The sequence below is a fragment of the Cupriavidus gilardii genome, assembly GCF_017598945.1.
GTDB lineage: Bacteria > Pseudomonadota > Gammaproteobacteria > Burkholderiales > Burkholderiaceae > Cupriavidus > Cupriavidus gilardii_E.
Genome location: NZ_JAGFTW010000046.1, coordinates 209,210 through 222,746 on the forward strand (window position 1 = coordinate 209,210; position 13,537 = coordinate 222,746).

General features: G+C 67.1%; 10 protein-coding genes. 8 read left to right on the top strand and 2 right to left on the bottom strand.

Going from position 1 to position 13,537, the window contains the following annotated elements; genetic code table 11:
• The first annotated feature begins 307 nt into the window (after nt 1-307).
• The 7 genes from J5T34_RS18040 (at nt 308) to J5T34_RS18070 (ending at nt 7,937) form a co-directional block, all read left to right on the top strand.
• On the top strand, nt 308-1,510 hold the full coding sequence (locus tag J5T34_RS18040) for an ABC transporter substrate-binding protein (protein WP_208581406.1): 1,203 nt from the start codon (nt 308-310) through the stop codon (nt 1,508-1,510).
• 200 nt (nt 1,511-1,710) lie between these two features.
• Nucleotides 1,711-2,568 carry a branched-chain amino acid ABC transporter permease gene (locus J5T34_RS18045; protein ID WP_208581408.1) on the top strand — a complete coding sequence of 286 codons (858 nt, stop codon included), beginning with the start codon at nt 1,711-1,713 and terminating at the stop codon, nt 2,566-2,568.
• Entirely contained in the window at nt 2,568-3,581 is a 1,014-nt protein-coding gene (locus J5T34_RS18050; RefSeq protein ID WP_208581410.1) for a branched-chain amino acid ABC transporter permease, read from the top strand. Before J5T34_RS18045 ends, J5T34_RS18050 begins: the two co-directional genes overlap by 1 nt.
• Entirely contained in the window at nt 3,578-4,345 is a 768-nt protein-coding gene (locus tag J5T34_RS18055; protein WP_208581412.1) for an ABC transporter ATP-binding protein, read from the top strand. Before J5T34_RS18050 ends, J5T34_RS18055 begins: the two co-directional genes overlap by 4 nt.
• Nucleotides 4,346-4,347: 2 nt before the next feature.
• Nucleotides 4,348-5,049: an ABC transporter ATP-binding protein gene (locus J5T34_RS18060; protein WP_208581495.1), complete on the top strand. Its 702-nt coding sequence runs from the start codon at nt 4,348-4,350 to the stop codon at nt 5,047-5,049.
• Nucleotides 5,050-5,130: 81 nt separating this feature from the next.
• Entirely contained in the window at nt 5,131-6,405 is a 1,275-nt protein-coding gene (locus J5T34_RS18065; RefSeq protein ID WP_208581414.1) for a Zn-dependent hydrolase, read from the top strand.
• A 53-nt stretch (nt 6,406-6,458) separates the two neighbouring features.
• Nucleotides 6,459-7,937: a M81 family metallopeptidase gene (locus J5T34_RS18070; RefSeq protein ID WP_208581416.1), complete on the top strand. Its 1,479-nt coding sequence runs from the start codon at nt 6,459-6,461 to the stop codon at nt 7,935-7,937.
• Nucleotides 7,938-8,014: 77 nt separating this feature from the next.
• On the opposite strand, the gene J5T34_RS18075 is transcribed toward J5T34_RS18070, so the two are convergent.
• The gene (locus tag J5T34_RS18075; protein ID WP_208581418.1) at nt 8,015-8,518 is read right to left on the bottom strand and encodes a DUF3597 domain-containing protein; all 504 of its coding nucleotides are present in this window, start codon (nt 8,516-8,518) and stop codon (nt 8,015-8,017) included.
• Between the two features lie 474 nt (nt 8,519-8,992).
• On the opposite strand from J5T34_RS18075, the gene J5T34_RS18080 reads away from it, so the two are divergent.
• Nucleotides 8,993-11,659 (top strand): autotransporter outer membrane beta-barrel domain-containing protein, encoded by a 2,667-nt coding sequence (locus tag J5T34_RS18080; protein ID WP_208581420.1) that lies wholly within the window; start codon nt 8,993-8,995, stop codon nt 11,657-11,659.
• 122 nt (nt 11,660-11,781) lie between these two features.
• On the opposite strand, the gene J5T34_RS18085 is transcribed toward J5T34_RS18080, so the two are convergent.
• Nucleotides 11,782-13,338: a methyl-accepting chemotaxis protein gene (locus J5T34_RS18085; protein WP_208581422.1), complete on the bottom strand. Its 1,557-nt coding sequence runs from the start codon at nt 13,336-13,338 to the stop codon at nt 11,782-11,784.
• Nucleotides 13,339-13,537 lie beyond the last annotated feature (199 nt).

The window sequence follows — 13,537 nt, forward strand, 5'->3', positions numbered from 1 at the left end:
GTCCTTCCTTTCGTTTGAACGCCGTGCCGGTGCGGCATGCGCTGCGCCGGCGCAGTGCAGTTCGCGCGGCGGTCCATCGCGGTGCGCGCGGCACCGCCATCGCGCATCCGGTTCGCGTCCGCGGGCGCAGGTAAACCCTGACCGGCGCTTCATTGACAGTCGCGCAAACCGGCTCCTATGATGCCTTCAACCAGTTTATACGTATAAATAGAATAAACGGGTTCGATTCTTGCTGTAGCGCTGTTGCGATCCTGTCGCGTGCCGGACCTTCCCTTTCGATGGACCCCACAGATCCAAGGAGTGAGCTTTGAATCGTCGTGACGTGCTCAAACTCGGCGCGCTGGCCGCCGTTCCCGCTTCCCTGCTGCGTGCCGGCGCCGTGCTGGCCGCCGACGACGCGATCGAACTTGGTTGCCCGGTACCGATGTCCGGCCCGTTCGCGGCCAACGGCAAGTTCGCAGACCTCGGCATGAAGCTGATCGTCGAGCAGTACGGCAAGGTGCTCGGCAAGCCGTTGCGCTACAGCGTGCTCGACACCGAAGGCAAGCCCGCCACCGCGGTGCGCAAGATGCAGGAGCTGGCGCAGCAGAAGAATGCGCGCTACTTCGCCGGCGGCATCCTGTCGTCGGAATCGCTGGCGATGGGCAAGGAGGCCGAGAAGTTCGGCGGGGTCTTCGTCACCACCGCCGGCGCCGACGAAATCACCGGCAAGGACTGCAATCGCGCGACCTTCCGCTGGTCGGTGCCGACCTACGGCGCGATCGAGCGCACCGTTCGGCCGCTGATCGAGTCGATGCCCAAGGCGAAGCGCTGGTACACCATCACGCCGCAATACGTGTTCGGCGAGGGCCTGCTGTCGGCCGCCAAGAACATCTTCAAGGAGAAGGGCATCGAGCACGTCGGCAACAGCTACCACGCGCTCAACGAGAAGGAATTCAGCGGCTATCTGACCAATGCGATCGCGGCCAAGCCCGACGTGCTGCTGATCCTGAACTTCGGCTCGCAATCGGCCGACACGCTGCGCCAGGCGGTCAGCTTCGGCATGAAGAAGAACACCACGATCCTGCTGGCGTGGGCGTCCGGGCTGGAGCAGTTCGAATCGCTCGGTGCGGACCTGTGCGACGGGGTCTATTTCGGCGCGCAATACTGGCACGGCGTCGATACGCCGCTGAACCGCGATCTGGTGCAGCGCTGCAAGACCACGTTCAAGTCCAATCCCAACTACAGCCTGGCCGGCTCGTACATCTGCACCAAGCTGATGCTCGACGCGATGGTCAAGGCCGGCAGCGCCGACCCCAAGGCCGTGATCGCGGCGATGGAAGGGCTCAAGTACGAAGGCCTGACCGGCCCCGAGGAAATCCGCGCCGCCGACCACCAGGTGCTGAAGAACTACTACCTGCTCAAGGGCAAGGCCAAGGGCAAGATGAAGGACAAGGACGACTACGCCGACGTGATCAGCGTCGGCAAGGCCTTCCTGCCGCCCGAGCAGACCCAGTGCAAGATGGCGTAAGCGATCCTGCTTGGTTTCTCCCCTCTCCCGCTCGCGGGAGAGGGGCGGGGGAGAGGGCATGGGGCGGTGATCATGCCGTCGCGGTTTGAAACCACCCCCTCTCCCCAACCCTCTCCCCCTGAGGGGGAGAGGGAGAAAGTTGCGCCTTTCGGTGGTCTGAGGGCGCTATCCAACGCGACAGCAAAAGCGAAAAGCGCTTCATGAACGTCTACCTGTTGCAGGTCATCAACGGCATCGGCATCGGCATGCTGTATTTCCTGCTGGCCGTCGGCCTGTCGATCGTCTTCGGCCTGCTGCGCTTCGTCAATTTCGCGCACGGTGCCTTCTACGCGCTCGGCGCCTATCTGTGCTTCCAGGCGCTGCAGCTCGGCATGAACTTCTGGGCGGCACTGGTGCTCGCCCCGCTGGTGATCGCCGCACTCGCCTGGCTGATCGAGCGCGTGATGCTGCGCCAGGTCTACGCTCAGCCCCATGAGTTCCATATCCTGGTGACGGTCGGCCTCGCGCTCGCGGTGCAGGAGCTGATCATCGTCGGCTGGGGCCCGCTGGGCGTCGATGTGCCGCCGCCCGACGCGCTGCAGGGTGTGGTGATGTGGGGCGACTTCATCTATCCGAAGTACCGGCTGTTCGTGATCGCCTTCACCGCGCTGCTGGCGGTGGCGCTGTGGTGGCTGCTGGAAGGCACGCGGCTGGGCAGCGCGGTGCGTGCCGGCAGCGAGTCGACCGAGATGGTGTCGCTGCTCGGCATCAACGTGTTCCGCTTGTTCAGCCTGATGTTCGCGCTCGGCGCGGCAACCGCCGCGATCGCCGGCGTGCTGGCCGCGCCGATCCGCGGCGCCGAACCCTTCATGGGGGTCGAGGCGCTGGGCGTGGCCTTCATCGTCGTGGTGGTCGGCGGCATGGGCAGCTTCACCGGCGCGCTGATCGGCGGCCTGCTGGTCGGCGTCGTGCAAAGCCTGATGAGCACGCTGTGGCCCGAGGGCGCGCGGCTGATGATCTATGTCGCGATGGCCGCGGTGCTGCTGCTGCGCCCGCACGGCCTGCTGGGGAGGGGCTGATGGCGTATCGATTCTGGTGGCTGGCGCTGGCCGTCACGCTGCTGCTGCCGCTCACGCTGCGCTCCGGCACGCTGGCGACCGAGGTGCTGATCTACGCCATGGCCGTGATGGCCTGCAATCTGCTGCTGGGCTATACCGGCCTGCTGTCGTTCGGCCAGGGCATCTTCTTCGGTCTGGGCAGCTATTCGCTGGGGCTGGCCCTGACCCGCATCGCGCTGCCCGTGCCGCTGTCGCTGGCCCTGGCGATCGCCATCGGCGCGGTCGCGGCGGCGCTGGTCGGCTGGTTCTCGATCCGGCAGCGCGGCACCTACTTCGTGATGCTGACGCTGGCGTTCTCGCAGATGTTCTATTTCCTGGCCTATTCGGTGCCGTCGCTGACTGGCGGCGACAACGGCCTGCTGGACATTCCCCGCCCCGCGCTGTCGATTGCCGGCCGCGAACTGCTGTCGCTCGCCTCGCCGTGGCAGTTCTACGGCTTCGTCGCGGTGCTGTTCCTGCTGGTGTTCTTCCTGGTGCTGCGCGTCACCGATTCGGTGTTCGGCCGCACGCTGCTGGCGATCCGCGACAACGAGGAGCGCGCGCTCGCGGTCGGCTACAACGTCAAGGCATTCAAGCTGCTGGCCTTCGTGATCTCGGGTGCGGTGACGGGCCTGGCAGGCGGCCTGCACGCGATGCTGACCGGCATCGCGCCGCTGGCCAATATCGATTACCACGTCAGCGAGATGATCCTCATCATGACGGTGATCGGCGGCACCGCCAACGTGTTCGCCTCGGTGCTCGGCGCGGCGTTCTATGTGTTGCTGGCCGACTGGCTGTCGACGCTGTGGCCGCGCTGGCTGATGCTGCTGGGCTTCCTGCTGATCGCGGTCAGCCTGTTCATGCAGCGCGGCCTGTGGGGACTGGGCACGACGATCTGGCTGCGGCTGCGCGGCATCCGCCGCGAGCCGGCCGCGATCGGCCCCGACACGGAAGCCGCCGCGGAAGTGGTCGCCACGCGGGAGGAACGCGCATGACCGCCCCGATCCTCGAGGCCACCGGCGTGGTCAAGCAGTACGGCAAGTTCATGGCGCTTGGCGGCGTGGACCTGCGCGTGATGCCGGGCACCGTGCATTCGGTGATCGGGCCGAACGGCGCCGGCAAGACCACGCTGTTCCATATGCTGACCGGCACGCGCAGCGTCACCAGCGGACGCATCGTGTTCGACGGTCACGACGTCACCGGCGAGACCGACTATCAGCGCGTGCAGCGCGGCATCGCGCGCTCGTTCCAGGTCACCAGCCTGTTCCCCAACCTGTCGGTGCGCGAGAACCTGCGGCTGGCGGCGCTCGGCACGCAGCCGCGGCGCGCGATGAACTGCTGGCGCCGGCCGGTGGGCGAGCTCGCTTGTACCGACACCGTCGAGCGTGTGCTGCAGCGGCTGGAGCTGACCCGCGTCGCCGATGCGGTGGCCGGTGCGCTGTCGCACGGTCAGCAACGCCGGCTCGAAGTCGGCATGGCGCTGGCCGCGCGGCCGCGCGCGATCTTCCTCGACGAGCCGACCTCGGGCATGGGGGTCGACGATCTCGGTGCGATGAAGCGGCTGATCCGCGGGCTGGCCGAGGACCATACCGTCGTGCTGATCGAACACAATATGGACATCGTGATGGACATCTCCGACACCATCACGGTGATGCAGCAGGGCAAGGTGCTGATGGAAGGCCCGCCGGACAGCGTCCGCGGCGACCCACGCGTGCGCGCCGCCTATCTGGGCAACATGATCACCGGAGGCCAGCGATGACGATGCTCGATGTGCAAGGCATCCACGGCTACTACGGCAAGAGCCACGTGCTGCAGGGCGTGTCGCTCGCGGTGGGCGAGGGCGAACTGGTCACGCTGCTGGGACGCAACGGCGCCGGCAAGTCGACCACGCTGAAGGCGATCGCCGGCGTGGTGCCGCCGCGCGGTGGCCGCGTGCTGTTTCGCGGCAACGATATCGCCGGACTGCCGCCGCATCGCATTGCCGCGCAGGGGCTTTGCTTCGTGCCCGAGCATCGCGGCATCTTCAAGCTGCTGACCGTCGAGGAGAATCTCAAGCTCGGTGCCCGCCGCGATTCGCCGTGGCAACTCCACGATGTGTACCAGATATTCCCGCGCCTGCGCGAGCGCCGCCGCAACAGCGGCGCCAACCTCTCGGGCGGCGAGCAGCAGATGTTGGCCATTGCCCGTGCGCTGATGAATCATCCCCGCCTGCTGATGCTGGACGAACCGGTGGAAGGGCTGGCGCCGGTGATCGTCGAGGAGATCGTCGCGCAGTTGAAGGCGATCCGCGCGGCCGGCGTGCCGATCCTGCTGGTCGAACAGAACCTGGAAGTCTGCACGCAGCTGGCGGACCGGCACGTGATCATCGAGCAGGGCGCGGTGGTCTACACCGGCAGCAACGCCGAGTTCATCGCGGACGAGGCGGTCAAGGACCGCTACCTTGGCGTAGGTCTGGCGACTTGAATGAAATGGCGGAATCGCGGCATGGCGATACAGCGCAATCACGGAATCACGGAATCTCGAACTCGTAGCAAGTCGACGGACATGGCAGAAGACACCCCCACCACAACCACGCAGGCCGGCACCGCCACGCTGCGCATCGACGGCGCGCGCCTGTGGGACGCACTGATGCGGCTCGCACAGATCGGCGCGACGCCCAAGGGCGGCGTCTGCCGGCTCGCGCTGACCGACCTCGACAGACAGGGCCGCGATTTCTTCGTCGCCGAGGCCAAGGCGATCGGCTGCACGGTACGCGTCGATGCGATCGGCAATATCTTCGCCCGCCGGCCCGGCCGCGATGACACGCTGCCGCCGGTGATGACCGGCAGCCATATCGATACGCAGCCGACCGGCGGCAAGTTCGACGGCAACTACGGCGTGCTGGCCGGCCTCGAGGTGTTGCGCACGCTGGCCGACGCCGGCATTGTCACCGAGGCGCCGCTCGAGGTCGCGGTGTGGACCAACGAGGAAGGCTCGCGCTTCGTGCCGGTGATGATGGGCTCGGGCGCCTTCATCGGCGAGTTCGCGCTCGACCACGTGCTGGCGCAGACGGACCGCGATGGTGTCCGGGTCGGCGATGCGCTGCGCGAGATCGGCTATGCGGGTGCGGAACCGGTGGGCGGCCGCGCGGTGGGCGCCTATTTCGAAGCCCATATCGAACAGGGGCCGGTGCTCGAAGCGAACGACACGGTGATCGGCGTGGTCACCGGCGCGCTGGGACAACGCTGGTATGACGTGGTGCTGACCGGCATGGAGGCGCATGCCGGCCCGACGCCGATGGCGCTGCGGCGCGACGCGCTGCTGGCGGCGTCCGAACTGGTCGGCATCGTCAATCGCATCGCGCTGGACCATCCTCCGCACGGACGCGGCACGGTCGGCTGCCTGTCGGTTCATCCCGATTCGCGCAACGTGATCCCCGGACGCGTGTCGATGACGGTGGACCTGCGCGCGGCCGACGACACCGTGCTGTCCGCGATGGACGCCGCCCTGCATCGGGCCTGCGCAGCGCTGTCTGAACGCTCGGGCATCGACATCGATGTCAGGCAGGTCGTCTACTTCCCGCCGCAGCCCTTCGAGCCGCGGCTGGTGCAGGCCGTGCGCGACGGCGCTGCGCAGCTGGGGCTGTCGGCGATGGAAGTGGTCAGCGGCGCCGGTCACGATGCCGTCTATCTGGCCCGCGTCGCGCCGACCGCGATGATCTTCGTGCCCTGCAAGGATGGCATCAGCCATAACGAGATCGAGGACGCGCGCCCCGAGCATCTGGAAGCGGGCGCCAACGTGCTGCTGCACGCGATGCTCGATGCCGCGCGGCGGCGCTGACCTCTCTGCCTGACACGGCCCCGACCCACCGCCGCATCAACCGGACTGACGCGATGAAAATCCTGATCGCCCGCCTGAACCACGAGACCAATACCTTCTCGCCGGTGCCCACGCCGCTGGCGTCGTTCGATCCGCGTTATGGCGAGGACGGCTACCGCGCCGCGCGGGGCACGCGCACTGCGGCCGGCGCCTTTATCGATCTTGCCGAGGCCGCTGGCGCGGAGATCGTCGTTCCGGTCATCGCCGGCGCCAATCCGAGCGGCCGCGTCGCGGCGCAGGCCTATACCGCGCTGTGCGACGCGATCGTCGAGGCCGCGCCGGGCTGCGATGCGGTGATGCTGGACCTGCACGGCGCGATGGTGGCCGAGAACAGCGACGACGGCGAGGGCGACCTGCTCGAGCGGCTGCGGGCGGTGCTGCCCGACGCGCCGATCGCTGTCGCGCTGGACCTGCACGGCAACATCACGCAGAGGCTGATCGACCATGTCGACGTGGCGGTCAGCTTCAAGACCTATCCGCACGTGGACATGTACGAGACAGGCGAGCATGCCGGCCGGCTGCTGCTGGACCATATCGCGGGCCGCACCAGGCCGGTGGTCGCCTGGCGCCGCTTGCCGCTGCTGACCCATACGCTGTGCAGCCGCACCGATGAGGGCGCGATGCAGCGCGCGGTGGCGCTGGCAAAGCAGGCGGAGGCGGAAGGCATGCTGGGGGTGTCGGTGCTGGCCGGCTTCGGCCTGGCCGATATCGCTGCGCCATGCCTGAGCGTGATCGTCGTCGGCGACGGCGACGCAGCAGCGGCCGACGCGGTCGCGCAGCGCATCGCCCAACAGATCTGGGACGATCGCGCCGGCTTCGTCTACGACAGCGAGCCGCTGGCCAAGTCCATCGCGCGTGCCGCCGAGCTCGCCGACGCGCCGGGCCAGGGCCCGGTGCTGTTGCTCGATCACGGCGACAACTGCATGTCCGGCGGCACTTGCGACAACATGGCCGTGCTGCACGAAGCCCTGGCGCAGGGCCTGACAGGCATTGCGGTCGGCCCGGTGTGCGATCAGGAAGCGGTGGCGGCATTGGTAGCCGCCGGCGTTGGCGCCACGGTGACGCTGCCGGTCGGCGACAAGGTGGCCTTGACCCAGCTCGGCATCTACCCGCAATCGAAACCGCTGACCGGCAAGGTCGCCGCGCTCGGCGACGGCGAATACGTGATCAGCGGTCCGACCTATACCGGGCAGCGCATCCGCATGGGACGCAGCGCCCTGCTCGATATCGGCGCGGCGCAGATCGTGATCGTCGAAACGCCGCAGGAGCATTGGGATCTCGGCATATTCACGCATATCGGCGTGGACCCGCATCGCGCGCGTTTCCTGCTGCTGAAGTCGCGCATGTACTGCCGGCCGGTGTTCGTACCGATCGCACGCGCCGTGGTCGAATGCGACGGCGAGGGCGTGACCAGCTCGCGCTACGAGCGCTTCCCGTTCCAGCGCGTGGCGCGCCCGGTCTATCCGCTCGATCCCGACACGCGCTGGTCGTAAGCGCTCGTCGTAAGCGCTCGTCGTAAGTCGAACGGGCCGACAACGCGGCCCGTTTTCCTTCCGACTGCAGCGCGGCGTTAATCGCGCAATTCCGGCGGCAGTTTGCCGCCGTTCCGGGCCAGTTCCTGCATCACGCGCTTGTGCAGCCACGTGTTCATGGCGGCCGAGTCATTCATGTCGCCGTTGTACTGCAGCTCGCGCGCGAGCTCCTTGCGATGCTCCAGGCTGCTGTCGAGCCCGAGCGCCTTCATCGTGTCGACGATCGAGGTGCGCCAGTTCAGCTTCTGGCCGCTCTGCTGCGCCAGGTCATCGAGGATTTTCTCCACGTCGACCTCGGATAGCGGCGCCTGGGACGCTGTGGTGGCCGTCCCGCCGGCCGCCGCCCCTGCGGTGCCCGCACCGCCGGCACCAACGCCCGCGGTGACCGGTGCCGTGGCCGGCGGCGCAGCCGTCTGCGTCTGGCCGGAAGCGCCGGTCTGCGGCTGCCCCGCGGTGCCGGTTTGCGGCTGCTGCGCCTGCGTGGAAGGCTCTGGCCGCGCCTTGCCGCGCAGCCTGTTCAGGATTTCGCCAAAGATGCTCATTGCAGATCCTCCGGTTACCAGTTGCAGCCAGTCCGATTGGCTGCGGCTTCGAGCCACGCACGATCTGCGCCACGGTTCAAGGGGCCGGTGATAACGGCTTTGTCCGGCAACGCCGTGGGTAGTTTTGACAAGCATTGCGCGCCGATGCGGCGTGTCCGTTTTCAATATTTCTTAATCCGGAAAAAGAAAAGTCGAAATACCCGAGGCTGGCGATGAGCAGGCTTATGCACTATTAATCCTCCTGGCATGTGATGAATAAGAATTGCTTACGAACAGGGGGCTTCCATGCAATTACGGCCAATAGCGGTCGCGGTCCAACATTGGCTTCGGGCGAACGGGCTGACGCCAGTGGTTTTCATGTTGTCAATGATGCGGCCCGATGCCGCGCTGGCTGCATGCGATATCCTCAATCCAGCCACCGGGCAGACCGCCACGTGCGGCACCGGCACTCCCAATCCTGAAATCACGCCTGTCGTGTCTGCGACAGGCAGCACCGACGTCACCGTCAATGTCGTTCCCGGCGGGGGCATTGCCGTCGGTGACACCGCCGCCGTTGCGGTCGGCGCGCAAAGCCGCGTTGCCAACCAGGGCAGCGTGGCCGCCACAGGGACGGCCGGCGTCGGCGTTTCGCTCGGGGCCAACTCCACGCTGACCAACGCTGCCGGCGCCACGATTTCCAGCGAGCCGGGCCGTGCGGTGGTGACGACCGGTGGACCGGTCAGCATCGACAACGCCGGCACCATCGTCGGCGGGACGCGCGGCATCGAGCTCGGCGGCGCGGCCACCATCGTCAATAGCGGCGATATCACCGCGACGGCGGGCACGGCTATCGCCACGGCCGGCAGCGCGCCGAACGTCGGTGTGACCATCGTCAATACCGGCAATATCGCCGGCGTCGGCACCGCGGTGCAGACCAATAATGGCGCGGACAATTTCGATATGCGCGGCGGCACGGTGCGCGGCGCCATTCGCACCGCCGACGGCGTGGACAACTTCACGATGTCGGATGGCCATATCGTCGACGTGTTTTCCAACGGCGATTTCGCCACGATGACCGGCGGCCGCATCGGCATGATCGATCTGAATATCGGCAACAACGTGATGCGGATGTCCGGCGGCACCGTCGATCGGGACATCATTGCCTGGGGCAACAACGATACGCTGATCATGTCGGGCGGCAGCGTCGGCGGCGTGGTCGATTTCGGCAATGGCAACAACGTTGCCACCGTTACCGGCGGCACGATCGGGCAGGGCTATTTCACCGGGACCGGCACCGACCGATTTACCTGGGACGGCGGCGGCACGATCGGTGGCCAGGTCTCGCTCGGCGGCGGCACCGATACCGCGATTCTGCGCAATCTGCGCGATACCCATCTGGCCAACCTCAATGCGATGGACGGCGGTCTTGGCGAGGACAGCCTGACGCTGGACAACACGATCCTGACCGGTGCCGGCCGGCTCCGCAATTTCGAGACGCTGGCGTTGACCAATGCCAGTGCGCTGACCATCGATCCGGCGTTGACGCTCGGCGACGGCAGTGCCAGTGCCGGCACGCTGTCGATCGACGCCACCAGCCGGCTGTCGGCAGGCGGCATCGGGGCCAGCACGATTGCCAGCGCCAATAGCGGCGGACTGGTCAATGTCACCAATGCGGGCACCATCGATCTGACCGGCGGAGGCAACAACACCAACGATCGTTTGACCATCGCCGGCAACTACACCGGCAACGAGGGACGCCTGCTCGTGCAGACCGCGCTCGGGGGCGATGGGTCCCCGTCCGATTCCCTCGCCATCTCGCAGGGCACCGGCAGCGGCACCACGACCATTGGCGTGACCAATGTCGGCGGACTTGGCGCGTTGACAAGCGGCGACGGCATTCCGGTCGTGCTTGCCACCAATGGCGCGACGACCAGCGCTGGCAGTTTCGCCCTGGCCGGCGGGTCGCTGAGCGCCGGTGCTTATACCTACTATCTGTTCAGGGGCGGGGTCAGCGCAGGCACTGGCGACAACTGGTATCTGCGTTCCAGCCTGCCGCCACAACCGGCGCCTGCGCCCGCACCCGCGCCGGCACCAGCACCGGCACCCGGACAGCCCGAACCGCCGCCGCCGCCGCCTTCGCAACCGCCGCAGGCAGCGCCCGGCACGCCGCCACTGCCGCTGGCGCCTGCGGCCGGCGCGGACCCGATTCCGCTGTACCGCATGGAAGTGCCCGTCTATGCCGAGCTTCCTGCAGTTGTGCGCCAACTCGGTATCGAACAGCTCGGCACCTTCCATGATCGCCAGGGGCGCCAGTCCCTGCTGGCCGAGAAGGGCCGGGTAGCCGCCGCCTGGGGACGCGTCTGGGGCGGCCACAACGAGGCACGGCAAGGAGGCGAGGCACGGTCCCGCTTCGACGGCAACATGGTTGGGCTGCAAGTCGGCCACGATCTCTACGCGGATGCGGCACCGGACGGCCATCGCAACCACTATGGCGCCTACTTCGGCTATGCACGCGCCCGTGGCGACGTCAGCGGCAATGCCTTGGGATTCTCCGATTACAGCGCTGGCCGGCTGACCGTCGACGCGTACAGCGTGGGCGGTTACTGGACGCATGTGGGCCCCGGCGGCTGGTACACCGACGCGGTGATTCAGGGCAGCAAGCTGACGATCGATCCCCGTTCGCACCGCGGCATTGGGGCGGAGACCGACGGCAAGGCATTGGCCGCCTCATTGGAGACGGGTGTTCCGCTGGCGCTGTCGGCCCGCTGGACGCTGGAGCCGCAAGCGCAATTGATCTGGCAGCGCGTCTGGGTCGACTCGCTGGACGACGGCATCTCGACGGTGTCGTTCCAGGGCACCAGCGGCTGGCTCGGCCGCCTCGGCGCGCGTCTCGAAACGTCGTTCGAGTCGCGCGGCGTGCAGTGGCAACCGTGGCTGCGCGTGAATCTGCTGCGCGCCTTTGGCGGCAGCGACGAGGCGCACTTCGGAGCCACGACGATCGGCACGAGCGTGCGCGGTACCGCGGGACAGATTGGCGCCGGCGTCGCGGCAAATCTTGGCAGGCACAGCGCGCTGTATGCGACGGTCGGCTATACGACCAATCTGGACGGCAATCAGCGCGACGCGATATTCGGAAATCTGGGCGCGCGCTGGCGGTGGTAGACGGCTGATCGCGGCTGATATCGCCGATCGATAGAAGCGAATACGGGCCGCATTGCGGCCCGTATTCATGACGTTGTTCCCGGTCGTCCCCCGTAGGCGGGACGACCGGTTCCCCGCGGAGGTTATGCCGCCAACTGCGCCGCACCGAGGCGGAACGTCGACACCGCCTGCTTCAGGCGCTGCGCCTGCTCCTCCAGCGAGCCCGCCGCTGCAGCGGCCTGCTCCACCAGCGCGGCGTTCTGCTGCGTCACGGTGTCCATCTGCGAGACCGCCTGGTTCACCTGCTCGATGCCGGCGCTCTGCTCGGCCGAGGCCGCGCTGATTTCGCCCATGATGTCGGTGACGCGCTTGACCGCGCCGACGATCTCGTCCATGGTCTGGCCCGCTTCGGAGACCAGCTGCGACCCCTTCTCGACGCGCTCGGCCGAAGCATCGATCAGCGACTTGATCTCCTTGGCCGCGGTGGCGCTGCGCTGCGCGAGGCTGCGCACCTCGCCGGCAACCACCGCGAAGCCGCGGCCCTGTTCGCCGGCGCGCGCGGCTTCGACCGCGGCGTTCAGCGCCAGGATATTGGTCTGGAAGGCGATGCTCTCGATCACCGCGATGATGTCGGTGACCTTCTTCGACGCGCCGTGGATCTCGTCCATGGTGTCCACCACCTGGCCGACCACATTGCCGCCCTTGACCGCGATGTCGGAGGCGTCGACCGCCAGCCGGCTGGCCTGCTTGGCGTTGTCGGCGTTCTGGCGAACGATGCTGGTCAGCTGCTCCATGCTCGAGGCCGTCTCCTGCAGCGAGGCGGCCTGCTCCTCGGTACGTTGCGACAGGTCGGTGTTGCCGCTGGCGATCTGGCTGGTGCCCGTCGCGATGGCTTCGGTGCCGACGCGCACCTCGTTGACGATGCGCAGCAGATTGCCGTTCATCTCGGCGAGGGCCTGCAGCAGCTGGCCGGTCTCATCCTTGCTGTCGACGTCGATGCGGGCGCTGAGGTCGCCGGCGGCAACGGTACGGGCGATGTTCACCGCGCGATGCAGCGGACGCGTGATGCCGCGGGTCAGCCAGATCGAGAACGCGATGCCGATGCCCAGCACCAGCACGCCCAGCGCGATCAGGCGGCTGCGCGCGGTCTGGTAGACGACCTGGATGTCGCGCGCGGTGGCGTCGATGCTGGCGCGCTGGATGTCCAGCAGCTTCTGGATTTCGCCGAGGTAGGCGTCGCCGGCCGGCACGAATTCCTTCTCCAGCACGGCATTCGCTTCGTCGGTCAGGCCTTCCTGCTTGAGCTTGGTGATCTTGTCCCGCGAGTTGTTGTACGGGTCGCGCACGCGCAGGATGGTCTGGAAGGCCTGCTTTTCCGCATCGGTGGTCAGCATCGGCTCGATCTTGTCGCGCAGATCGGCAATCGCCTTGACCGAGGCCTTGGTCTCGTTCGCGAAGAACGCGCCGAGCGTCGGGTCCGAGCTTTTGGCCACCGCGGTGGTGCGGCGCACGCTGGTATGCATGTAGCGGTACCAGTCGCTGACCAGCCGTTCCTTCGCCAGCGGCTGCTGCATCATGTCATGCGTGCGTTCCGCAACCTGCTGCAGCCGCAGGACGCCTAGTCCGGTCATCAGCGTGGACAGCAGCAATACCACGCCAAAGCCGATGCCAAGGCGCGCCCCTATTCCCAAGTTTTTCATTTCTTCTACCTGATGGACATTGAATCGCGGCGAAACGAAAAGCGCGCGGACGGGCCGCGCGCAGATGCAATTTCGCTCTGTTCGCTTTTGTGTTGCCGCCCCTTCGCTGACGATTGCTTCGGGGGTCGATGTCAGACAACGGCAATTGGCGGGAAAACTTGAGCGGAGGCGGGGAGTCGGGAGAAGAAGGAAGAGAAGA

Coding starts and splice junctions, on each gene's coding strand:
- J5T34_RS18065 (WP_208581414.1), top strand. CDS start 5,131: ATGGCAGAAGACACCCCCACCACAACCACGCAGGCCGGCACCGCCACG.
- J5T34_RS18060 (WP_208581495.1), top strand. CDS start 4,348: ATGCTCGATGTGCAAGGCATCCACGGCTACTACGGCAAGAGCCACGTG.
- J5T34_RS18045 (WP_208581408.1), top strand. CDS start 1,711: ATGAACGTCTACCTGTTGCAGGTCATCAACGGCATCGGCATCGGCATG.
- J5T34_RS18075 (WP_208581418.1), bottom strand. CDS start 8,518: ATGAGCATCTTTGGCGAAATCCTGAACAGGCTGCGCGGCAAGGCGCGG.
- J5T34_RS18070 (WP_208581416.1), top strand. CDS start 6,459: ATGAAAATCCTGATCGCCCGCCTGAACCACGAGACCAATACCTTCTCG.
- J5T34_RS18055 (WP_208581412.1), top strand. CDS start 3,578: ATGACCGCCCCGATCCTCGAGGCCACCGGCGTGGTCAAGCAGTACGGC.
- J5T34_RS18085 (WP_208581422.1), bottom strand. CDS start 13,338: ATGAAAAACTTGGGAATAGGGGCGCGCCTTGGCATCGGCTTTGGCGTG.
- J5T34_RS18050 (WP_208581410.1), top strand. CDS start 2,568: ATGGCGTATCGATTCTGGTGGCTGGCGCTGGCCGTCACGCTGCTGCTG.